A 21645-nucleotide genomic window follows, 5' to 3' on the forward strand; every position below is an offset into this window, starting at 1 on the left:
ACATATAACCGATAACAATTGTTATCGGTTATATGTGGTTTCGTTGTTTGTCCTGCAAAGTACAATACCACTTATCATATATAGTATAGAAGCGACATAAAAAATCGTTCCAATCGTTAAAAAATCAACTAAATACCCTGTTAAAATAATAGCGATTGCTGCCCCTAAAGATGTCCAAACGTGATATTTTCCAATTTCATACCCAGCTTCTTGACGTTCTACTTTTCGTGCTAGTGATGTTTTTTCTGCATTTTTCTGCATAGCCCCTAACAATCCCATTAAAATTTGCAAAATATATACATGCCAAACTTCTGTAGCGATTGGAAAACATAACATTAAAATAGCCATTGACCATGAATATATGATTAACAGTTTTTTATCACCAAACCGATCAGAAATTTTACCGATTAGAGGATAGACAAGCGCTGATGTTAATGCAAACAAACCATATGCCCAGCCAAATTGTGAAAAGCTGTTTCCTACGTTTCTTAGTAATAATACATAAAAAGGAAATACCATACTTCCTGCCATCATAATGAGACTTTGTGAAACTACAAATCTTGTATATGTCATTGACCATACTCCTTATAAAATAAATTAACAAACCGTTCTTGCGGGTCATACTCCCTCTTTTTTTGAAAAAACTCATCTGAACGAGAGTAAGCATTTTGAAACTGCTGTTTGTCTGGATAATGATAATACGGCAAATAGTAGCTTCCATCATGTTGTAAAGTAACGTTTATCATCTTCTGAATCACTTTTTTTGTTTTTTCTATCTCTTCTTCAGAACGTCCTTGATTGATAAGAAAGACAAGAGCAAACATATCCTCTTTCGCATAGGATAAAACCGCATTTTCATTTTTTGTCACATATCGAATGGTGATATTTAGTAGATTCAGTTCTTCTTGATTTAGTACGTTTCTCAGGTCATCTATATAAGGAGAAAAGCGATCAACTGGAATAAAGTACTCTTGTAAAATTTCTGTTTGATTCGGATTTTCATATTCCATAAATGCACTATCTGATCTCATGACGTTATTACGAGTTTCATGAGATCCATCTGTACGTTCAAAATACTTCTTTTGGATATTCCAAAACATTGTTTTTCCCCAATCACTGTACCTAGATAACCCAAGAAAAAACTTTGGCAGAGCAACATTTGTTTCTTCTTTTAAAGTACTATATTGCTCTCGCTTTTCTTGATTTGTAGCAAGAACGTAATTTGTCACATACATCTCCCGTAAAAATGAATTAGGTGCGACAGAAATACGCGCTAAATGCATACGCACGCCTTCATCACCTTCAACATGTTTCTTAAAATAAGAAGTATAATCATGATAATCTATAGTTTTAGTTCGTATTTGATATAATTCATCATCTGTTAATTTTAATGTTACATCTAGAATGACTCCAAATAGACCGTATCCACCTATAACAAGAGAGAATAACTCCGCATTTTCATTTCGACTTACATTTTTAATATTGCCGTCTGCCATTAATAATCGAAATGAATCAACTGTATCTATTAGTGCATCATGCCGAATATCTCGTCCGTGTACATTTGCACTTAATGAACCACCAATCGTAAAGATATTTTGTGATTGCATAACTTGAATCGCAAGACCATATGGATTAATTACTTTTTGAATATCATTCCACGTCGCACCACTCTGCACCCTAATTCTCTTTTGCTTTGGATTGAACTCCACTATTTTATTGTAACTTTTCATATCTAAAACAGTACCATTTGGATAATATGTATGGCCCCCTTGCGTATGCTGCATCCCAGCAATAGATAGCTTTTCATTTGAAACGTTTGCGTCCCGAACCAATTGTTGTAACTCTTTTTCATCTTCAACGCTCTCTATTCGTTTAACTTTTACCGGAAGTAACCGCCCTGCATCTGCTATAACAGGTTGAGCTAGTTGTTTTGTATAAGTATGTATAGATACAGTTAGTAAACTTGTGTATATTACTACAGAAACTATTATCTTACCAATTTTCAATATACCCTCTCCTTTCAACTGAAGTGTAATAATACACTTTAGTTGAAATTATATCATTTGTTTTCAAGTGTGAAAAGCTATATTTTCGTACTTAAAGGCAGCATTTTCGTTTTTTTATAATTTTGTAGTCGATTAATAGCTGAATAAATAGAAAATCAGCACTTATTATAAAGTACTGATTTTCCATAAATTTCATTTAGTTCTTCTCCATACCGTACATCTTTTTTCATACTCCAGTCTTTTTTCAACAGAATATGATAGATCCTTGTTTATAAAATAATGTTATTTGCTCTTTTATCACATAGATTTATAACAACAATAATTAATTATTGTTGTCGAATTCTCATACAGGATTTTAGTCAATCAATACCGAATTTTTAAAGGGCTATATTTTTGTTAAGGAGGAATTTATCATGATGAACTATTATTCTACAATTAGTGATTTAATTTTTATAGACCGTAAGCACTTGTTTACAGAAACAGACATTATGCTATATCATCCCGGTCATTTCCCAGAATTAAACGAACTTGTTGCAAAGCATTACCATCAAGAAGTTGTAAAATATATTTTCATTCCTTCTATTTTTAATACGTTTCTACAGGCGAATGAATTTGAATATCATAGAGAAAGATTAATTCAATTAGGTGTTCCTCACGAGAACATCCAACCGATTACGGGAGATTTTTCTAATGTAGAAGGTGTAGTTTAACATGATAAATAAACAAGAAGTAACGAATGTATTACTCGCTGGAAAAAGTTTTTTCTGTCGAAGATTTTTATTACTTGCTTCACTATATGCGGCTGAAGATAAAATATTAGATGTTCTTCCACTGCAAGATTTGCGACAAATTAATCGCGATACTTGGCATACAAGTGAACAAGGAAGACAAAGGATCACGAATGAACTTAAACAATATTACGAAATTACGGAAAGACACTCTATGCTTTTTATTCGAAATTCTAATACATAAAATTATTATGTAAACTATATACAGAGAAATAACATACTAAATATATCCAAATCAATTTAAACCTCCTATCTATCTTTATATAAAGCTTTGTACATTATAGGTATAATATCATTATTACTTATATAAAACCCTCTAATAAAGGAATCTGAAAGGTCGTTTTTTAGAGGGTTTGGATATTTTTGTATATTAAAAGACTTATCTGCCTACAGAATAAGTCTTTTAATATTTCATTATATACCGATCTAATTTTTCTTGAATTGCAGAAGTTATAAAATCCTCTATCGACATCTTTTCTTCATTTACTATATTTGAGATAGATTGATACTCTGATGAAGTTAGTATAATGCTTTTCGTAACACTATTGCTATCTAAGTAAATACTATTATTAGGGCGTTTTGCTAATTTCCCTTCTATTATATATGGTATAAGAGAATCGATCCACTCTTGTTGAATTTGTATGGGAACTTGAATAAGCGATTGACGAATTTCAATTATCCAGAAATTATGTTCTTCTGAAATTCGAATGTTTCTAGGTGATACATATTGCAATAAGGAATCCATCCGCTGAAAAATATCGCTTCGTAAATTGTGTGCTTTCAAAAAGCGAAACATCACAAATTTTTGATGGTGGCTTCTTGGTTTATCTGATAGTTGATATGCTGCAAAAAAGCCCGCTTCTTTCGCCTGTTGCAATGTCATCTCATTTCCAAATTCATCTGTTACGATAATATCTCCTCTTTTTGGAATAGAGGTTATTCGTGCAATTGTATTCCCTTGTATAAATTTTTGAAATAAAACTACATTATACTTTCGAGAATATGTATAAAGACTATTTGCATCATCTAAATTTTCGGCAAGATTCTTTACATCATCTTCTCTTACAAACTTTGTTTCTTTATTTCTATGCATTTGAATTGTATAGGATAACTCCCCTTCTTCAATCCATTTCAATAATTGATACATACTAATATGAAACTGTTTACTTGCTTGGTTTAAAGTCATTCCTTCTATATGTAACTGTGATTGTAATGAAATAACCTCATTTTTTCGAAACAAAAAACTTCCATCTAATCGCCACGTATCTTTATTAATTGGCGATAACTTATTTTCTTTCATCAATTTCTTAAATGTGAAACTTGAAATACGTAAAAATTCTTTAGCCGCATTTGTATCCATATATTGTTCGTATGTATGATCGTTCATAAAAATAAATCCTTTCTAATTAAAACTAAATATAATTTATATAAAAATAGAATTTAAAAAATAAGTAATATACATTATAAATTTATTATAGCACATATAATTACGAAACTATAATTATATTAGATACATACGTGATTTCTATTTGTTTTTAAATTAAATTTTATATTATTTTAATTCAACTAATAAAAACTTAAATTTATAAATAGATTCTAAACCATAGAAAATGCGTGATTTTCTATGGTTCACAATTCTTATTGTATTTTATGTACATGCACTTTAAAATAAATAGTAGATATAATTCATCTTCTTTTATTCATACTATAAAAGAAATTAATAAGGATTTGATATAACATGAAAATTAATTTAATGCCAATTCATAATTCGTTATTAAAGAATAAAGAAAAATTAGCAAATGCGATTGCGATATGGAACGAAGATTTTTTAAAGGAAGCTGAGAATCGAAAAGAACAAAATGAACGTCAACATACATATTCGTATGAAGGTTTTTCTGATGAAGAGATTTTGTACTATTATTTAAATCGACAAACGCATTTTGATAAAGAAAAACGAGTGAAAGATACATCTCGTCTTCTCTATGCTAGAGATTTATCACAATTTTATCTTTTTATTAAAGAGCATATTGAATTTTTACAAATGGATGTGGAACATTTCGTAGAAGGTAAAGTTTGGATAAATTTACGAAAACGACACATTCGTAATTATCAAAAGTGGCTCGCTGAAGAAGCTATTTCCTATCAATCAAATGAAACTTATAAGCCAGCAACAATAAGTAGAAAGTTACGCATTACACGTTCTTTTTTAAAGTGGTTATATGAAATTGAATATATTAAAGAGCCTTTATACATTGAGATACTAAGTACAACGATAACGAAAAAACATAAACCAAGAAGAGAGTTATCTTACGAAGAAGTAAAACAATTGCTTTCTTATTATAAAAATAATCCTATTAATTATGCCATGCTTTCCATATTAGCAACTACCGGGTTACGTGTTGCCGAAGTTGCTAATGCAAAATGGGAAGATTTAGAATACGACGCATTACGCGATCGTTATTATCTTTATGTAAATACAAAAGGAGATTCTGAGCGAATCGTCCCCATTAATAAAGCTGTCTTTGAACGGATCATTGGTTTTCGAATACGGCGCCGTTTACCAATTGAGTTAGGAATCAAAAATGGTGGTACAATTTTTCAAACAAAAAATCATACGGCATATAAAGAAAATTACCTGTCACAATACATTACCAAAATTATAAAAGAAACCGGTTTATCGTTTACAAAAAATGAAAAAATAACCCCGCACTTCTTTCGGCATTTTTATGTTCAATATTTATATGATTATAAGCAATTACCACCGCACATCATTGCAGCAGCTGTTGGGCATAAAGATGATAGAACGACAAAAGAAAATTATTTGAAGCAACGATTAATGAAAGATCATGACGCTGGGAATTTAATTCACGAGGATGAATTTTAATTCTAACAAGTTAAAAAACAGCATAAAAAACCTTTTCTTTTAGAGAAGGACGAGAGTATCTGGCTATGCATAAACACAGTCAGTTCCTTTTTCTGACACATGTGAGGTTTAAAACAAAGAGAGAAAATAATTCGCGGTTATGCTGTATTTTGCATAGCAGTGAATTATATAAAAGAGGAAGAGCTATCCAATATACTCTCCCTCTTTTAGTTTACGATAATCAAATTACATTAAACTATATCTATTTTGTCTGCGGCCTTTTCCACTCTCTTTGCTGACATACGACTTCATAACGAGTGTTGTTAGTGAATCTACTAATGTTTTATACGATAAATTCGATAATACTAGTAAATCATTTGTATATAGTATTCTATGTTTTTCTAATAGTAATAAAATAAGCCGTTCTGATGGCTTTAATATCTCATCACTTTCAAGTATAAAATCAACGTTTTTCATGAATATACATCCTTAACATGTTTTTTAAATGATCAAATATTAATATTTATTATGTGAAAATTATATAATAAAATCATTATTTTGTCCTGAAAAATATTACTTCTAGATACTATGCCACTTATTTTCTTTTTCAAAAGTACAGACGAAACAGTTGTATTCGTAATTTTATTAACGAAAAAAACAAGCCTCTTATTTTTCAAGAGACTTGTTTTTTTATATTTCATTTAAGAAAAAGACAGCTAAAGTTCCTGGACCAGCATGCGCTCCTACAGCCGCACCAATTGAATTTACTACAAATACTTTGCATCCAAATCTTTCGGTAATCATTTCTGATAATATGTTAACACTTTCTAAATCATCGCCATGTGAAATTCCAATTGTCTGATTTCCAAGGTCTTTACCCCTTGTTTCCATAATATCTAGTATACGTTGAAATACTTTCTTGCGGCCGCGAATTTTTTCGAGCGGAATAAGTTTTCCATCTTCTACATTTAAAATAGGCTTTATATTTAATAAGCCTCCTATAAAGCCCGCTACTTTACTTAACCGTCCGCCACGAACTAAATATTGTAAATCTGCAACCGTAAAGATGTGTTCCATATGCTTAGCCATAAAAGCAATACGGCTTAATATTTCCTCTTTTGTTGCTCCGCTTTGCGCCATTTTGGCAGCTTCTACTACGAGTAATCCTTGACCAGTTGATATGCATTTTGTATCAATGATTTCCAAAGAGGAATTAGGGTAGATTTCTTTTACTTCCTCTTTTACAATAACAGAGGATTGATATGTGCCAGAGAGTTCAGAAGAAAAAGCTAAATAAATACAGGTAACATCTTGTTTTGCGTATGTAGTAAATACTTCTTGGATTTTTTCTAAAGAAGGTAAAGATGTTTTATATACTTTTCCCTCTCTCATATTTCGTAGTAAGTCAATCGGATCTAGTGTTACCCCATCAATAAATTCATTTTCTTGTTCATCATATACACGAAGAGGAATAACCTCTATATCATAAGTATGAAGCAGCTCTTTCGGTAAATCTGCTGCACTATCTGTAATAATTTTTATTGTCATAGTTTGTTAAACCTCAATTCTTTTATAAATAAACAGTCTGATTCGTCTCTTCTAAATTATATAGCCAATACAAAGATTAAGAAAGTGAAAAAATTTTATACATCACATTACTACCATATTATATTCGCACAAAGATACAACAATGACTTTTTTCTCAATCATAACTAGAAAATCGATAAAAACTTAAAAAATATATCATTTTTTTCATTTACGGTGATGTTACTGTTTCATGTTTTTCATAAAAAAAGTTATAATAATATATAGCCTCTTAGAATAAGAAATAAAGGAGAATAAAACATGGCTAAAATTAAAGTATATCAACCGAAAGAAGAACATGTAGATGCTGTAAAAAATATCATTGATGTTGAGGAATTAAATCCATCAGCTATTGATTTACAAAATTTATATGCGTGTGTACTAGAAACTGAAGATATGTCTTTGCCTGAAACTTACATTGAAGAAGATATTTTAATCGACTCTGTTGAAGGAATGGTAAATGCTTCACCGAATAAAGTGAAAAACTTAGGAACATATGATGTAATTGAAGTACATAATAAAGGTAAGAAACTTCAAATTTTACTTTTAGCAGATGAAGAATACGAAATTATTGAAGAATAATTTCTGTAAAAGTTTCTCAATCATTAAAACAAAAGCACTCTCTTCATTTGAAGGGAGTGTTTTTCATCAATTTCTTTATTGAGGTAATCCGCTTAAAAGCGGCTCTTAAATCATGGTTTTCAGTATTCCTCTATATTTGTTTAAATTCTTTCACAATTGATTGATTGTCATTTTTATAAGTTTCGTGATATTCCAATACTCCTATTTCACACTCTGGACCAATCGTTACATTTTTCCCCCGAACAATATCAGCTTTTGTATATTCAAGATAAATTTCATCCCCTTCAATTACATTAGCATGGAGATAACCACAATGTTTCAAAAAAGGAACAAACGATGATTTTTTTCGAACAGTAATTTTGTCTCCTCCTATTTCTTCTACATTACTGTGCTCATATCTTAGATTAATATTAATATTTCCAGCGTTCAGCATACCTGCAATCGTAAAACCGCCATTTATTGTGAATTTTTCTGCTTCTAAGTTTCCTTTTGCGTTTATTCCACCTGTTATGTTGACCTCTTCACCAGTAAAACTTCCGCCTATATCAAACATCCCTCGCACTTTTGTATGTTTCACTTCTGCTGTACCACCAACTTCAAGACTACCGTTAACTTTTACATTCTCTGAATGCAAATCACCACGAAATTTTGTTTCGCCAAACACAGTTACCATTTGTGCTTTTATATTTCCTTGTACTTCACTCGCCCCATACGTTTTAAACACATCACAATCAATATCTTCCAAAATCGTTCCTTCACCGCGAATGTTAACATTTTTGTATATACCACCTGATGAATTACCAGATCCATTTAAACTAAGATTATACTGTTCTTTCACACCATTTGCCCCTTCCTATAAAAATTTAAATTTTTCGGATATCTTTTACGTTTGCATTTTTATCGATTTTACAAACTCCAGTATATTCAATAAGATTAATTTCACAATTAGGTCCAACTGTAACATTGTTACCTCGAATCGTATTCGTAATTGTATACTCAACTATAATATTGTCTCCTTCTATTAATTCCGTTTTCATTCGAGGAGGAAACATTGTTTCAAAAAGCCAACTTAAAGTGGATTTCTTATGTTTTATGTTAATCGTTTGACCGCCTATTTCTTTTACATTACATTCTCCGTGTATTTCAATGAAAATATCATCTGCACTCAATAAGCCACCCACGGTAAATTGTCCTTCTGATTTGAATGTATCTACTTCACAATTCCCATCAATAATTGCTTTACCGCAAATGTTCATGTCTTCACCAGATACATTTCCTCCGATTGTTCCTTTACCTGAAATTTTTATTTTCTTTACAACCGCATCCTGTTGTATATTGCCACTGCCTTCAATGCTCATTTGCTCGGCATCAATTTTTCCACTTATCTTTCCGGATCCACTTATTTTTACTTTCTCCGCTTTTAAATCCCCATTTATATGACCAGAGCCGTTACACTCGAAATCATCACATTCTACATCACCATTTACAGTCCCACTTCCATTTAATTGTACATTGTGAAACTGCCCTCCGTTCGACGTTCCATGTCCATTAATTAATAAGTCATTAGTTTTCACTACTTTCCCTCCATCATAATAACTTTGTTTTTAGTTCTTCTGTACAAATCATTAAAGGTAAACGTATCACGATTTTCGTACCTTGATCAAAATATAAATCCTCTACACTTGATAGTAAAAAACATGTTGAAATCCCTAGTTTTCGAATAAAAATAAGCTCAGCATGTTTATTCTTCATCGATTCATAGTGTTCATTTAAAACAAGTAACATCATCTTTCCTTCTTCAAGGCTAATCTCTCCAGACTGAAGTGCTTTTTCTAAAATATAAATAAAAAGGATTTTTCCAAACCGAAATTCAGTCATTTCTTGATTTTGCTCTATAAAAAAATTGACCACTGACTCTGAAGCAATTCCGCGTTGTATAATTCCTTCTTTTGATAAACTAATCTCATTCACATTTGGTGAGAACATATTCGCCAAATCATCAAGTGACAAATTTTCTTTCATCGTTTGAATTTTTTCGATTCTATCTAAAATCTTTTCTTTTGGAAAAAACGTCTCCTGCCCTGTAAACGTTGATTTTCGCACAAACCAATCTTCTGGTATTAAGTTTTTTCTTTTCCATCTGTATAACTGACCATAGGAGATTCCAGTAAGATCTAACAAATCTTTTTTCGAAATTAAGTCCTGACTCAAAATTTTGCTCTCCCTTCTTTTTATTCAATGTAACATAACATTGTTACGCTGTAAAGGTATGTTTTCCTGTTTTTATGAAAAATATACTAATATCATTACTAGGAATAGTGTAGCTTTATCCCGCCTATCTAGTGAGTAAACCCATCATTTCATTATATTACAATCAAAGAAATGATGGGTTATATGCACCCTGTTTTACTACTTTGTTACGTTAAGTAGTCGCTTAAACCATATGTGATAAAAATCAATCCAGCCCTGTGAGTTAATAGCTACATTTTGTATTGTCTCATGCGTATGTACCGTCATATTGTTACGATACAAAGGAATGATATGAATATTTTCTAAAAGCTCCTGTTCTGTTTCCCCTAACAATCGCATTCGCACACTCTGATTTTCTTCCTTAAATACTCGTTTCAGCTTTTCATTTAAATGAAAGGAACTATGCTGATGAAGAAAACTATTTGTCGTTAGTAATAAATACAGATAACTTAACTCTGCATTTTCGCTTATTGTAGCACTATCATGAATCAAATCCGCTTCTTGTATAACTCGAGGTGTAAGAAGCTCCTGTGCATCTAAAAAAGATAGTTCTATCTGAATACCGTACTTGGCACATTCATTTTGAATCCAATGTGAATCCTCAACATGATCCTGCTCTTGAAAGGTATATAAATATAATGTTTCTCCTTTATATCCGCTAATTTTCAATAACTCTTTCATTGAACTTTCTTTCTTGATTTCGATTGTTTTTCCTAATAACAGATTCGTTGCTACTTCTCCTCGTTCCCCTTTTAAATCATTTACTATTTTTTGGCCACTAATAATTTGTTGTAAAGCTTGCCGAAAAGCTATATGTTGCATCGGACCTTGCTTTTTTATATTAAGTGTTATGTATGTTACATTCGCTTCTAATTGAGATGTTTCTTTTTGAACGCTTTTTTTATCATGCTGTAAAGAGCCAGCTAATACTTCATAACCACTATAACTGCTTAAATATTGCGCATACCATAGCTCAATACGATCAAGAAATGGGCGCTCACGAAAATATATCGGATTAACTTCTAAAATAAGGACGGTATCATCATTTTTAACAAGTTTAAATGGACCTGTTCCATTTAATAAGCATTGATAATCCTCTGTTACAGGTGACTCAGAAATGATAGAACAATGTTCCCCTCCTAATATGTGTAAAAATAATTCATTTTCACTTTGTAAGTAAATTTCGATTGTATATTCATTTACGATATGTATTCTTTTAATATCTTGTAGCATCCAGCGATACGGATTGTCCTCTGTGCTTAAAAAACGGGTGAAAGTATATTTGACATCGTCTGCAGTAAACGATTTTTGATTATGAAAGTATACTCCTTTGCGAAGATAAAATGTCCATATTTTATGTGTATGATTGTATTCCCAATAAAAAGCGAGACGAGGCTCGATTTCATTTGTCAGTTCATTATAATGAACGAGCGTATCACAAACGTGTTTAACAATGTGACACTCAGAACGGAGTGTCACATACATAGGATCTAGACACGTAATTGGACGTATGCGCATGTTTAAACGTAAAATATCGATTCTTCCTTGCGGTGACTGTTCAATGTGGTATCCAAAAAGTGTGTCAATCCACGTTTGGAATTGTTCTAATATGTAGGGAAAATGTTTTGCATATGTTTGAATAAAAGTTTTTCCACTTTTGATTTCGCCTTGTTTTACTAGTGCTTTTCCTTTTTCATAAATAATCGCTGCGGGATCTTGTAAAAAAGCAATTTTCGAGCGATTACCTCTTCCCCGCCCTGGTATCCAACAAATCCATTGCATTTCTTCTAGTTTTTTTATTGTGAATTTACTATTTCGATCTGTACAATATAATGATTTTGAAATGTCTTGCAGCGATATTTCTATGTTTTCACCAAGATTTCTCCCATTTGCATACTGAAGCCAAAGCTGTATGTAATGATCCAAAATTATCATGCCTATCCCCCTAAAAGATGAAAAATTTCTTTGCTTCATTCTACTCTTTTTCCTCTTCCCTTTCCATCATAAAATTTCCATATAGAAAGGAGAGAATAAAATGATGACATTTGCAAAACGTTACAGTAAACCTATTTGGATTCGGTTATTTGGAGAACTATTAACTAGTATAACCGGAGCGATGCTCGCACTTATTTTTATCATATATGTAAACAAAGCATTAAATGGAAACGCCTTGTTTACTATGTTACTTTTTGGGCTACAACCGCTTAGTGAAATTCTCTTTACACTTTTCGGCGGTACTATTACAGATCGATATGGACGAAAAAGAATTATTTTAATTGGACTACTCTTACAAGCATGCGCTATGACTGGTTTCATTTTTGCCAAATCGGTTATACTGTTCGCTCTCTTCTACATTATGAATGGTCTAGGGCGTTCTCTTTATATTCCTGCACAACGAGCACAAATTGTAGATGTAACGGAGAAAGAAAAGCAGGCCGAAGTATTTGCTCTTATTCAAACAGTTGGAGCTATTGGGGCAATCATTGGCCCAGCCATTGGATACCTTTTTTATAATGATAATCCAACCATACTTTTTATCTTAGAAGCCGCTGCTTTATTTCTTTATTCGTTTATTGTATGGACACAACTTCCAGAAACAGCTCCAATCCTTCAACATGATGAACAAAAAAACACTTCAATAAAATGGAGAAATTTTCTCACGCAACATTATAGCGTGTTTGGACTTATGATTTTTATGTTACCAATTAGTTTTTTCTATGCACAAATAGAAACAAACTATCGACTATATGCCGAAAAGGAATTATTCACGAATTTTATGTTTGTTTTTACATTTATGGCTACTTGTAAAGGTATTATGGAGATTGTTTTGCAAGTGGGAGTCGTAAAATGGGCGGAGAAATTTTCTATGCAAAAAATTATTGTAATCTCTTATGTTTGTTATACGATTGCTGCAATTGGTTATGGCTACTCTAATACATTATGGTTACTATTTTTCACACTATTAATCTTAACAATTGGAGAAAGTATCGCTTTAAATCATCTGTTACGTTTTGTTTCAGAATTAGCGCCAACACATATGCGAGGAATTTATTTCTCCATTTACGGTACCCACTGGGATATCTCACGAATGCTCGGTCCAGCAGCCGGAGCGTTATTATTACAACACTTCAGCGGGAGTTTCTTATTTAATATGTGCGCCGTTATTCTGATCATTGGCGGCACGTGTCAATATCTGTTTATAAATTATATTCTTAAACAAGACAAATCAAAAAGGCTGTCCGCATAAGGAGCAGCCTTTCTTATGTAATTAAGCTTCAATAGCTTTACCATCTTCTACGATATGATATAGTAAATGTGCTAAATGATGAATTGGACCATATTCTTCCTCTTCTTCATCCGTTTCACCTTGGAATTCAAGATCATTTAAATACAAGGCTACAAATTGATAAAATAGTTTTAAATCAAAACCGTAGCACGCGCTTGGCTCTTCATGATCTCCTTCATATTGAAGCATTAAATATTGCTCATTACCTTCAGCATCTTCAGCATCGAAGAAGACAAAGAAACCTACGTTTGTATCTAAATCAAACAGATGACGTGTACCGCCTTCTGTTGCTTTATTAAAATCATCTTCATTTAATTTATAAACTGTCGTTGCTTTTGCATTATCTTCTTGATGGAAATTGACTGTAAATTCTTTCATGTTGACACCTCCAAATGTTATGTCTCTAGCATAACAGATTTATAAATATAACACAAAATTAACGAAAAAGGACTGCTTACGCGAGTAAACAGTCCAAATAATTTACTTTTTCATCAACCGAAGTAAAAAGCTAACGATAAATATAAGAATAATGGAACCAATTAAAGCTGGGATAATCGAAAATCCACCAATCACAGGACCGAAACTTCCAAGAAGCGATGTACCAATCCAAGATCCAATAACCCCCGCAATAATATTACCAATTACACCACCAGGAACATCTCTTCCGATAATTAAGCTAGCAAACCAGCCTAAAATGCCCCCAACAATTAATGACCATATAAATACCATTCATTATTCCTCCTTAAAAATGTAAACATATCAAAATGTGTAATTACTTATCTTTAGTTATGTTACATTTTTATGAAAAAATACACTAAAACGTTCATAGAATATTGCTATTTCGTTAAATCAATAACAATATTGTCTAAATCAAAATTTTTCTCACCACCAGATTTTTCTGGCACTGAAATCTTCTTCTCTTTCCCTCCTGTCATTTCTACTCCGCCGTGATTATTAGGAGTATGAATTCGCAAATTAATATGAGGGGTTATGATTAGTTTTGTTGCATTTTTATCAAGCTTTTGAAAAGTTTTACTCCAGCTAATATTATAAGGATCTTTTCCTGTCCCTCCGTTTCCTTCTCCTGAATACTGATTTCCTAAGTCATCTTTAATTTCTAACTCTACGTTCACGTCATCCCATTTCTTTCTAACTTCCTTATTAACCTCCTGGTTGTAGTAAACAATGAATGACATCGGTGTTACTGTTAACCTTTCCATATTTACTTTGACACCATCTTTTTCTGCACTACCGTTAATCGATTTTTCATTACTATCTATTGCTTTTAAAGTAAACGCGAAATTCCAATTTCCTTTAATCTCTTTTTTCTGATTTGGAATTGTAATACTTTCTATGTCACATCTTACCTTTATAGATTCTTTTTTCTTTGGACCTTGATGAGTAGCTGTCATCAACCCTACATACTTCCTATCAGCAACTTTTGATATTTGAGAGCTTCCTGTCATTCCATCTGGTCCTAAAAAATTTAAATTACCTAATACATCAGGTTTATCCCCCAAGTCTTGTTCACTTTCTATAGAATATGTTACTGATACTGTTTTCCCATCAAAAATCGCATCATTTATAGTAACCTTAATGCCATTACTTTCTTTTGTCATATTCATTTCGGTAGAAAACTCTTTATAACGATCATAAAGACCTGTTCTCCCATTATCTAAAAATCGAAAAATATCACCCATTATAGGTAAACTCCCCGCATAAGTGGGAAACGCTAATCCCAAAGTGGTAGCTGATAAACCAACAATAACTGTAGATGCCACAACTTTCATTTTCCAATTTTTCGTTTTTTTCTTTTTATGCATTGATTGTTTTAAAGAACGTTTCACCTTTGCCTTTTCTAGTTCACTTACTTCCATTTCTTTATATTCCGTTTCATCCATATCTACATCATTTAATAACTCATAAATATCTTTCATACTACACTACCTCCCAAATTAAGATTTGTAGCAGTTTTTTGCAGTTTCTTTTTCCCCCTATAAATCCGATTATCTACAGCTGCTCTAGTTAAACCAAATTTTTGTGCAATATCTTCCGTCTTTAAACCTAGAAAAAACTTCATAATAAAAATCTCTCTATCGACAGGCTCTAACTGATTAATTAACTTTATAAGTTCATTTCGGTCTTCTATTAAAATCAATTCATCTTCAGGTGATTTTTCTGCATTCAAATCCATATGATTTTGAGGAAGTTCTATATTATTAGTGGCCTTTCGGTAATAATCAATCGCTTTAAATTTCGCAATCGCACAAATCCATTTCTTAAAATCGGTTTGATCTCCATGAAACTTTCTCGAATTATTCCAAATGGATAAAAAAACATCATTTATACATTCTTCTATAACTCCTTTGTTTTCAATTGGAGCAAGGATTTTATAAGTAATTCCTTTTATTAATGGCAAATACATATCGACTATGAATTCCAGCGCGTCTTCTTTTTGCCGCTGTAATCGCCGAATAAAGTTTGTATCATTACACTTCATGTGACAACTCCCCTTACGTTTTGTAAAAGCTTTTACACTTTATATAACGTGTGAAAAAATTTTTTCTCTCACAATTATTAAAGATTTCAAATATAAATTTCATAGTAGTTTACAAAAAAAAATATATAAATACGGTATGTTAATGTTGCTCACTTGCTTTATCGTAAAATGTATGATGAAAGAAAAAGATCGCTAACATTAAACGTTAAGCGATCTCTGTATCCATTTCTATAGGATTTTCAAATTTTATAAGGAGTATATTGAGATTATTTATTAAAAAACTTCTCTCTTTCTGCAGAAATCCAAGGTTGTAAATTCTCCTCACTTTCCTGCATTAATCGATTTACTAATACATCATGCCATACGTAATTTTCTAATAGAGATACATGTACAGGATCGTCAGTATAAAAGGTGTTTCCATTTTGTTCTACAGGATGGCCGTAAATCATTTCTTTGCCATCAATAGAAATAATAAACCACTTTTTTTCACCGATGTTATCTACGTAATCGGTCTTACGATGAATCACTAAATTTGGTAATGGATTCTCAACTTGAAAGACAATTCCCTTTAGATTACAAGTTTTTTGCATCTCTTGTAAATCATCTTCAAGCTTTTCATACATTGTCCCCCACATCGATATAATAATTCTGCTTTGAGCTCGGCGAAGTAGAATTCGACAAAATGAAAGTATCGTTTCTTCCCCCTTTATCGTTGTAACACACGGAGCAGCTTTTGGTCTTTGACTCTCAAATATTTTTAATTCTTGTTGTACAGATGTATATGTATCTTCCCATTTTTGTTTAATTGATTCTAGAAATACATCAACAGGTAAAGGAGAATATTGTGTGGCCTCATTTATTTCTTCTTTCATCACTACACCCATTTTTTCTAATCCTTCTAACACTTCATAAATCCGCGCACGAGGAACACCCGATTGTTTACTTACTTGATAAGCGCTCGATGTCCCTAAATATACGAGGGCTACATACGCTTTCGCTTCGTATTGATTAAAACCTAACGACTGAATTTTTTGTAAGATTTCTTCCATATTAACCTTCCTATATAAGCGTTTAATAAAACTGTAAACATTTAACTACTAAAGCTAATAGTATCGTTAAACAACAGTTTAGTAAATGGTTTCTATGGTGTTATCAATTATATTAATATGAGTTGAAACACTGAAATAAAAAAACTTTCTTTTTAGATGGGCGAGTGCATCTGGCCATGCATGGGAGCGTTCAGTGCCTTTTTCTGCCACGGGCAAAGGTTAAAACAAAGGGAGAAAACAAGAGTCCTGCACCTCTTTTCTCCTTATCAGCGAATTATTTATTAAAAGTCAAGATGGGTTTAAATAATTAAATTTATTAACTTTCCTTATTAGTCGTTATTTTCGAATTTTTCATTCACAAATACTTATAATTTTGCTAACATATAATTAGTCACTACTAAGATAGTGACTAATTATCAAACCGTTTTGCTAGAAATTAATTTACATTATAGGGGTTGTTATTATGGAAGATATAAACATTTACACATTAGTTTTTTTAGTACTCTCTGGTTTTTTAGCTGCATTCATCGATTCAGTAGTTGGAGGAGGCGGTTTGATTTCTATCCCAGCCTTACTGTTTACCGGGCTTCCACCTTCAACAGCAATTGCTACAAATAAATTGGCAAGTTCAATGGGAGCTTTAACAAGTACAATTTCGTTTATTAAATCAGGAAAAGTAAATTTTCGACTTGTATCTAAATTGTTCCCATTGACTGTCATCGGTTCGTTTTTTGGTGCATATGTAGTAAAACACATTTCCTCACAAGTATTAAAACCATTAGTACTAGTATTACTAATTACAGTTGCGATCTATACCATTTTCAAAAAGGATTGGGGTAAGGATTCTAAATATGAAGGGATGGGATTGAAAAAAGGAGCCGCCTTTGCGGTAACAGTATTTATAATTGGATTTTATGATGGTTTCTTTGGAGCTGGAACTGGTTCGTTTTTGCTATTTTCCTTTTTAATAATTGGGTTTGATTTTATTCAGTCAGCCGGCAATGCAAAAGTCCTTAATTTTGGTAGTAACATTGCCGCTCTCATCATGTTTTTATACTTAGATATCGTGAATTTTTCATATGGAATTCCAATGGGGATTGCTATGATTTTAGGAGCTTTTGTAGGATCAAATTTTGCAATTAAAAAAGGGGTCTCGTACGTGAGAATATTGTTTATTGTGGTTACTCTTTTTTTAATTGGAAAAAATATTTTTGATTATGTACATCTCATTTAATTGAATCAAAAAAATCGCTGCCTCTCTCTTATTCAAAATAAAATAACCAAACCTAAATAGGCTTGGTTATTTTATTTCTTCTTTTTGCTTATATGTGAGATATGCTAAAACACTCTTGCTATTTGTATACTTCGGGTTATTGCCCTTTCGCGGTTCACGTGCATATGCTCTTTCATATCCAGGTACCTCAGGCATATCTTTTAAAAATTGCATAACTTCCGTTTCTGTTCCTTCAATACGTACACGAATCATTGTTATTGCTCCCTACTAAATATTCTATACTCTATCAAGTATATCGATTACTATGAAACTCACAAGTATAAATTATCGTTTTAACGTAGATGTTTTTCTTACAACAAACAATGCTACTTCTGTATTAAAAGACTTTACTTCATTGTTTTCGATTGTAATATGAAACCATTCTTGTATATTCTTAGAAGCATTTATCATATATTGAGTTAATTCATCCCTAACATTTTTAGGAACATCCATCATATCACACCACCAGCCAAAATTAAATTCTTTATCAAATGTGATATATGACTGTACCTGTAAACCATTTCGTTCTAATAAAGAGATCCATTCTGTTTTTTTATAAGCACGATAATGACTTGGATCTCGCTTCTTTTCTACGAAATTATAAAAATCATCATATTCTTCAAGTTCTGGAGCAACATTATCAACAAGAAAAAAGAATCCATCTCTCTCTAATGTACGATGCACCTCTGCAACAAACTGCTTAACATTTGTAAAATGATGTGCAGCGATGCGGCACGTAATTGTATCAAATGATTCATTTGGAAATGGTAATCTTTCTGCGTTTCCTTGTACAAACGAAGCATTTGAATGTCCATTTGATCGAATAAATTGCTCAGCTTTCTTTAACATGTTCTCCGTTAAATCAAATGCAACAATATCCTGAAATAAAGGCGCTAATGTATTTGCAACGTGACCTCCGCCCGTTGCTATATCAAGAAGCCGTTCGTTCTTTTTACCTCGAACAAATTCAATAAGACTGCGTAAATCTTTTCCATCTGCATGAATTTTACTCATTACATATTTCGCAGCATTTTGACCAAATTGATTTACAATTAACTCTTCATTATTCACTTCTATCCGCTTCTTTCATTACCATTTTATATTAATCTTATGATCAAGTTTAGGCTGTCTTCTTCATCAACAACCCCGTTGAAGTATAAAACTAGCATCATCTCACAACTATTTACTTCATTTTTAAAAAATAAAACCAGCACCTCAATTGGTGAACTTTTGATACCATCAGCTTATTACTAATTTGTCCTAACAGTTTCTTGAAGCTTTTCCATTACCTTTGATAAAGCTAAAATTGAATTTGTCGTTTCAAATTCTTCAGCATCTAAGGAGTGGTTTGCATTTTGGACAACATCAATCTTTAAATTTGATTTACTTAATTGGTCAATTTGATTTGAATTGTAATGAGGGTCTTTATTCCCGATAACTAAAAGCCCCTGATGATGACTATTCAAGATTGAGTCAAAAATCGAATCAAGCTTTAGCAAAGGGGTGAGTAAAATCATTTTTGAGTTTAAGAATTCCTCTCTCTTCATTAAGTCATTCACAATTGGAATTGTTCCGAGTGATTTTCCTAAAAAAATCGAATTGTTGTATTGCCCATTTTTTAAAACATCAAAAATCACTGGATTAATATCATCCATCATTATTTTCGTTAGTTCTTCAATCGGTTTTTTCATTGTTTGTTCATCATAGGAATAATGGATTTGCACAATATCGATTTTGTTTTGGAGCATTACCATCTTCGAATAATAAAACAAGGGTTTATCGTAATTGTAACCTGAACCTGAAAACATAAAGCAAATCATTTCAGAACCCTTTTCTAAATGTGTATAACGAATTGCTTTGTCGTTTGTTTGTATCTCCTTTATATTCCCTTTCATCATTTTCCCCCCGTTACTTTTATAACACCATAACATAAATCACCAATTTTTTATAAGGCTATGTTTGAAAAGATTGTTTCTATAAGTATTAAAAAAGGGTCTTCACAAGGAAGTCCTTTTTCTTCATTTCGTTATCCTATTCCATTAGTTGAAACGATTCTAACTTATATTTTCAAATTTTGAATCATTTCTACTCTATTGCCAAACGGGTCTCTAAATTCAAAACGTTCGAAGTTGGGAATCGGAACGGCATCTAGTATCTTTATATTTTCTTGCGATAATCTTAGTTTCCAATATGAGATATCTTCTACTTCATAAGCGATATGTGCTTTAGTTTTCATTCTGTCAAAATCATCTTCTGTTCCTATATGAACCTCTTTATCACCAATTTTCATCCAAAAACCTCCACGTCCTTTAAGGGATTCAGGTTTTTCAACTTCTTGTAAACCTAAAACACCACAGTAGAATTTTTTTCCTTCTTCTTCCTTCCCTTTTGGAATAGTTATCTGAACGTGATGTAATCCTTTAATCATATTATCGCCCCTTAAATATAAAATTTTACCAATTCATCTTCTAATCTAAGAATATCACACTTGTTTTATAAGTAAATTTTATATTTTTTATGAATAAAGATAAGCATCACTTATCAATGATTCGTGTTGTTATATCATTCCTTTTTACACTGACTTTGCAATTGGATTCATGTAGTTATCTCTTCACTTTACCCCTCCAAACTACTATCTATTTAAGTTCACTTCCATACCCATTTTAGATTTACTTTTGATTTACTTTCGGTATAAAATTCCATTTTACTTTCAAAAAAATAAGTCCGCTTAATATTTAGCGAACATTTCAATAACCTAATTTTCACAATTTCACTTAACTAATTTATACATAAGAATATCATCAACATATTCATTTTCATTAAATTTAAATTCTTTAATTTTACGACCTTCTTCAATGAACCCCATCTTTTTGTACAATGCTATTGCCTTATGATTGGTTGAAAAAACTCCTAAGCATACCCTTTCGATAAATGGATTGTTCTTTGCCCACTCTAATAAAGTTTTTAGTAGCATTTTTCCAATCCCCAGTTCTCTATAACCTTTTCTAATCAATATTCCAAAGGAACCTGTATGAGACAATCGTTTTCTATTTTTAGTAGTTTCAAATACGATCCAACCAACAACTTCGCCATCTTTTTCAGCTACAAATAATGTTTCATTTTCACTCTCTAATATGCCCTGTACCCATTCTTTTTGTTGAGATGACGTTTTATTAAACTCTTCAGGTACCGAAATTAAGAACTGGCCTTCGGAAACAACTGATTTCTGTATGTCTAAAATCGCTTCAGCATCTTCTATTTTTCCCGTCCGAACATTGTAACAATCATTATTTTTTGAATTTGACATCTATATTCCCTCTAATTAAATAATGTATGTATATTCAATAGCCCATAATAATATCCTTCATGAATTAACTTGCCTTCGTTATGTCAATAATCTCTAAATCAAATAAATTGAAAATCCTCTTTTAAACCTTTAATATAAACTCTGAATTAAAACATGA

Annotated in this window: 25 protein-coding genes; 6 read left to right on the forward strand and 19 right to left on the reverse strand. The window is 31.8% G+C overall.

All coding sequences use genetic code 11. From position 1 onward, the window contains the following. Positions 1–21: 21 nt before the first annotated feature. On the reverse strand, positions 22–573 hold the full coding sequence (locus tag BM211_RS10165) for an MFS transporter (protein WP_090996789.1): 552 nt from the start codon (positions 571–573) through the stop codon (positions 22–24). After that, the gene (locus BM211_RS10170; protein ID WP_090996792.1) at positions 570–2006 is read right to left on the reverse strand and encodes an FAD-binding oxidoreductase; all 1437 of its coding nucleotides are present in this window, start codon (positions 2004–2006) and stop codon (positions 570–572) included. Before BM211_RS10170 ends, BM211_RS10165 begins: the two co-directional genes overlap by 4 nt. A 413-nt stretch (positions 2007–2419) precedes the next feature. Here BM211_RS10170 and BM211_RS10175 point away from each other — a divergent pair, with 413 nt between their 5' ends. Together BM211_RS10175 and BM211_RS10180 are read left to right on the forward strand one after the other, a co-directional pair. Further along, entirely contained in the window at positions 2420–2716 is a 297-nt protein-coding gene (locus tag BM211_RS10175) for a hypothetical protein (protein ID WP_090996794.1), read from the forward strand. Position 2717: 1 nt separating this feature from the next. After that, positions 2718–2978, forward strand: coding sequence for a hypothetical protein (locus BM211_RS10180; RefSeq protein WP_090996797.1), 261 nt, complete (start codon positions 2718–2720; stop codon positions 2976–2978). Between the two features lie 219 nt (positions 2979–3197). Here BM211_RS10180 and BM211_RS10185 read toward each other — a convergent pair whose 3' ends face one another. Next, the gene (locus tag BM211_RS10185; protein ID WP_090996800.1) at positions 3198–4181 is read right to left on the reverse strand and encodes a DNA-binding protein; all 984 of its coding nucleotides are present in this window, start codon (positions 4179–4181) and stop codon (positions 3198–3200) included. Positions 4182–4532: 351 nt separating this feature from the next. Between BM211_RS10185 and BM211_RS10190 the strand changes: the two genes are divergently transcribed. Beyond that, positions 4533–5678 carry a tyrosine-type recombinase/integrase gene (locus BM211_RS10190; protein WP_090996803.1) on the forward strand — a complete coding sequence of 382 codons (1146 nt, stop codon included), beginning with the start codon at positions 4533–4535 and terminating at the stop codon, positions 5676–5678. Between the two features lie 225 nt (positions 5679–5903). Here the strand turns inward: BM211_RS10190 and BM211_RS10195 are convergent, their stop codons facing one another. Together BM211_RS10195 and BM211_RS10200 are read right to left on the reverse strand one after the other, a co-directional pair. Further along, positions 5904–6134 (reverse strand): hypothetical protein, encoded by a 231-nt coding sequence (locus tag BM211_RS10195; protein ID WP_035432192.1) that lies wholly within the window; start codon positions 6132–6134, stop codon positions 5904–5906. A 213-nt stretch (positions 6135–6347) separates the two neighbouring features. Then, positions 6348–7205 (reverse strand): DegV family protein, encoded by an 858-nt coding sequence (locus BM211_RS10200; RefSeq protein WP_090996806.1) that lies wholly within the window; start codon positions 7203–7205, stop codon positions 6348–6350. Positions 7206–7502: 297 nt separating this feature from the next. Between BM211_RS10200 and BM211_RS10205 the strand changes: the two genes are divergently transcribed. Further along, positions 7503–7823 (forward strand): hypothetical protein, encoded by a 321-nt coding sequence (locus BM211_RS10205; RefSeq protein WP_090996809.1) that lies wholly within the window; start codon positions 7503–7505, stop codon positions 7821–7823. Between the two features lie 130 nt (positions 7824–7953). Here the strand turns inward: BM211_RS10205 and BM211_RS10210 are convergent, their stop codons facing one another. The 4 genes from BM211_RS10210 to BM211_RS10225 form a co-directional block, all read right to left on the reverse strand. Then, a complete protein-coding gene (locus BM211_RS10210) occupies positions 7954–8661 on the reverse strand; it encodes a cytoplasmic protein (RefSeq protein WP_090996812.1) in 708 nt (235 codons plus the stop codon). 25 nt (positions 8662–8686) lie between these two features. Further along, complete coding sequence (locus tag BM211_RS10215; RefSeq protein WP_090996814.1) at positions 8687–9397, reverse strand: polymer-forming cytoskeletal protein; 711 nt, start codon at positions 9395–9397, stop codon at positions 8687–8689. A gap of 13 nt (positions 9398–9410) precedes the next feature. After that, positions 9411–10034, reverse strand: coding sequence for a YhbD family protein (locus BM211_RS10220; RefSeq protein ID WP_090996817.1), 624 nt, complete (start codon positions 10032–10034; stop codon positions 9411–9413). 198 nt (positions 10035–10232) lie between these two features. Continuing rightward, entirely contained in the window at positions 10233–12008 is a 1776-nt protein-coding gene (locus BM211_RS10225) for an SgrR family transcriptional regulator (protein ID WP_090996819.1), read from the reverse strand. Positions 12009–12108: 100 nt separating this feature from the next. Between BM211_RS10225 and BM211_RS10230 the strand changes: the two genes are divergently transcribed. Then, positions 12109–13320 carry an MDR family MFS transporter gene (locus BM211_RS10230; RefSeq protein WP_035432208.1) on the forward strand — a complete coding sequence of 404 codons (1212 nt, stop codon included), beginning with the start codon at positions 12109–12111 and terminating at the stop codon, positions 13318–13320. A 21-nt stretch (positions 13321–13341) separates the two neighbouring features. Here the strand turns inward: BM211_RS10230 and BM211_RS10235 are convergent, their stop codons facing one another. The 5 genes from BM211_RS10235 to BM211_RS10255 form a co-directional block, all read right to left on the reverse strand. Continuing rightward, a complete protein-coding gene (locus BM211_RS10235) occupies positions 13342–13737 on the reverse strand; it encodes a hypothetical protein (RefSeq protein ID WP_035432210.1) in 396 nt (131 codons plus the stop codon). A gap of 102 nt (positions 13738–13839) precedes the next feature. Beyond that, a complete protein-coding gene (locus BM211_RS10240) occupies positions 13840–14088 on the reverse strand; it encodes a GlsB/YeaQ/YmgE family stress response membrane protein (RefSeq protein WP_035432212.1) in 249 nt (82 codons plus the stop codon). 107 nt (positions 14089–14195) lie between these two features. Further along, a complete protein-coding gene (locus tag BM211_RS10245; RefSeq protein WP_090996822.1) occupies positions 14196–15296 on the reverse strand; it encodes a DUF4179 domain-containing protein in 1101 nt (366 codons plus the stop codon). Continuing rightward, complete coding sequence (locus BM211_RS10250; protein WP_090996825.1) at positions 15293–15859, reverse strand: sigma-70 family RNA polymerase sigma factor; 567 nt, start codon at positions 15857–15859, stop codon at positions 15293–15295. The genes BM211_RS10245 and BM211_RS10250 overlap by 4 nt, the downstream gene beginning before the upstream one ends. A gap of 266 nt (positions 15860–16125) precedes the next feature. Further along, a complete protein-coding gene (locus tag BM211_RS10255) occupies positions 16126–16908 on the reverse strand; it encodes a TrmB family transcriptional regulator (RefSeq protein WP_090996828.1) in 783 nt (260 codons plus the stop codon). 463 nt (positions 16909–17371) lie between these two features. Here BM211_RS10255 and BM211_RS10260 point away from each other — a divergent pair, with 463 nt between their 5' ends. Beyond that, positions 17372–18142, forward strand: coding sequence for a sulfite exporter TauE/SafE family protein (locus BM211_RS10260; protein WP_090996831.1), 771 nt, complete (start codon positions 17372–17374; stop codon positions 18140–18142). A gap of 66 nt (positions 18143–18208) precedes the next feature. Here BM211_RS10260 and BM211_RS10265 read toward each other — a convergent pair whose 3' ends face one another. From BM211_RS10265 to BM211_RS10285, 5 genes are all read right to left on the reverse strand, one after another. After that, a complete protein-coding gene (locus tag BM211_RS10265) occupies positions 18209–18394 on the reverse strand; it encodes a DUF3970 family protein (RefSeq protein WP_090996833.1) in 186 nt (61 codons plus the stop codon). A gap of 72 nt (positions 18395–18466) precedes the next feature. Then, entirely contained in the window at positions 18467–19252 is a 786-nt protein-coding gene (locus BM211_RS10270; RefSeq protein ID WP_090996836.1) for a class I SAM-dependent methyltransferase, read from the reverse strand. Positions 19253–19431: 179 nt separating this feature from the next. Further along, entirely contained in the window at positions 19432–20076 is a 645-nt protein-coding gene (locus BM211_RS10275; protein WP_090996839.1) for an alpha/beta hydrolase, read from the reverse strand. Between the two features lie 164 nt (positions 20077–20240). Continuing rightward, on the reverse strand, positions 20241–20609 hold the full coding sequence (locus tag BM211_RS10280) for a VOC family protein (protein WP_035432227.1): 369 nt from the start codon (positions 20607–20609) through the stop codon (positions 20241–20243). Between the two features lie 342 nt (positions 20610–20951). Further along, positions 20952–21488 (reverse strand): GNAT family N-acetyltransferase, encoded by a 537-nt coding sequence (locus BM211_RS10285; RefSeq protein ID WP_090996842.1) that lies wholly within the window; start codon positions 21486–21488, stop codon positions 20952–20954. Between the last annotated feature and the right edge of the window lie 157 nt (positions 21489–21645).

Origin of the sequence: Bacillus sp. 491mf, assembly GCF_900112415.1 — a bacterium.
Classification (GTDB): Bacteria; Bacillota; Bacilli; order Bacillales; family Bacillaceae_G; genus Bacillus_A.

What these genes read in the sequence shown, in the direction of transcription:
- BM211_RS10165 (WP_090996789.1), bottom strand. Translation starts at nt 573, where the DNA reads ATGACATATACAAGATTTGTAGTTTCACAAAGTCTCATTATGATGGCA.
- BM211_RS10175 (WP_090996794.1), top strand. Translation starts at nt 2,420, where the DNA reads ATGATGAACTATTATTCTACAATTAGTGATTTAATTTTTATAGACCGT.
- BM211_RS10180 (WP_090996797.1), top strand. Translation starts at nt 2,718, where the DNA reads ATGATAAATAAACAAGAAGTAACGAATGTATTACTCGCTGGAAAAAGT.
- BM211_RS10185 (WP_090996800.1), bottom strand. Translation starts at nt 4,181, where the DNA reads ATGAACGATCATACATACGAACAATATATGGATACAAATGCGGCTAAA.
- BM211_RS10190 (WP_090996803.1), top strand. Translation starts at nt 4,533, where the DNA reads ATGAAAATTAATTTAATGCCAATTCATAATTCGTTATTAAAGAATAAA.
- BM211_RS10195 (WP_035432192.1), bottom strand. Translation starts at nt 6,134, where the DNA reads ATGAAAAACGTTGATTTTATACTTGAAAGTGATGAGATATTAAAGCCA.
- BM211_RS10200 (WP_090996806.1), bottom strand. Translation starts at nt 7,205, where the DNA reads ATGACAATAAAAATTATTACAGATAGTGCAGCAGATTTACCGAAAGAG.
- BM211_RS10205 (WP_090996809.1), top strand. Translation starts at nt 7,503, where the DNA reads ATGGCTAAAATTAAAGTATATCAACCGAAAGAAGAACATGTAGATGCT.
- BM211_RS10225 (WP_090996819.1), bottom strand. Translation starts at nt 12,008, where the DNA reads ATGATAATTTTGGATCATTACATACAGCTTTGGCTTCAGTATGCAAAT.
- BM211_RS10230 (WP_035432208.1), top strand. Translation starts at nt 12,109, where the DNA reads ATGATGACATTTGCAAAACGTTACAGTAAACCTATTTGGATTCGGTTA.
- BM211_RS10235 (WP_035432210.1), bottom strand. Translation starts at nt 13,737, where the DNA reads ATGAAAGAATTTACAGTCAATTTCCATCAAGAAGATAATGCAAAAGCA.
- BM211_RS10240 (WP_035432212.1), bottom strand. Translation starts at nt 14,088, where the DNA reads ATGGTATTTATATGGTCATTAATTGTTGGGGGCATTTTAGGCTGGTTT.
- BM211_RS10245 (WP_090996822.1), bottom strand. Translation starts at nt 15,296, where the DNA reads ATGAAAGATATTTATGAGTTATTAAATGATGTAGATATGGATGAAACG.
- BM211_RS10250 (WP_090996825.1), bottom strand. Translation starts at nt 15,859, where the DNA reads ATGAAGTGTAATGATACAAACTTTATTCGGCGATTACAGCGGCAAAAA.
- BM211_RS10255 (WP_090996828.1), bottom strand. Translation starts at nt 16,908, where the DNA reads ATGGAAGAAATCTTACAAAAAATTCAGTCGTTAGGTTTTAATCAATAC.
- BM211_RS10260 (WP_090996831.1), top strand. Translation starts at nt 17,372, where the DNA reads ATGGAAGATATAAACATTTACACATTAGTTTTTTTAGTACTCTCTGGT.
- BM211_RS10265 (WP_090996833.1), bottom strand. Translation starts at nt 18,394, where the DNA reads ATGATTCGTGTACGTATTGAAGGAACAGAAACGGAAGTTATGCAATTT.
- BM211_RS10275 (WP_090996839.1), bottom strand. Translation starts at nt 20,076, where the DNA reads ATGAAAGGGAATATAAAGGAGATACAAACAAACGACAAAGCAATTCGT.
- BM211_RS10280 (WP_035432227.1), bottom strand. Translation starts at nt 20,609, where the DNA reads ATGATTAAAGGATTACATCACGTTCAGATAACTATTCCAAAAGGGAAG.
- BM211_RS10285 (WP_090996842.1), bottom strand. Translation starts at nt 21,488, where the DNA reads ATGTCAAATTCAAAAAATAATGATTGTTACAATGTTCGGACGGGAAAA.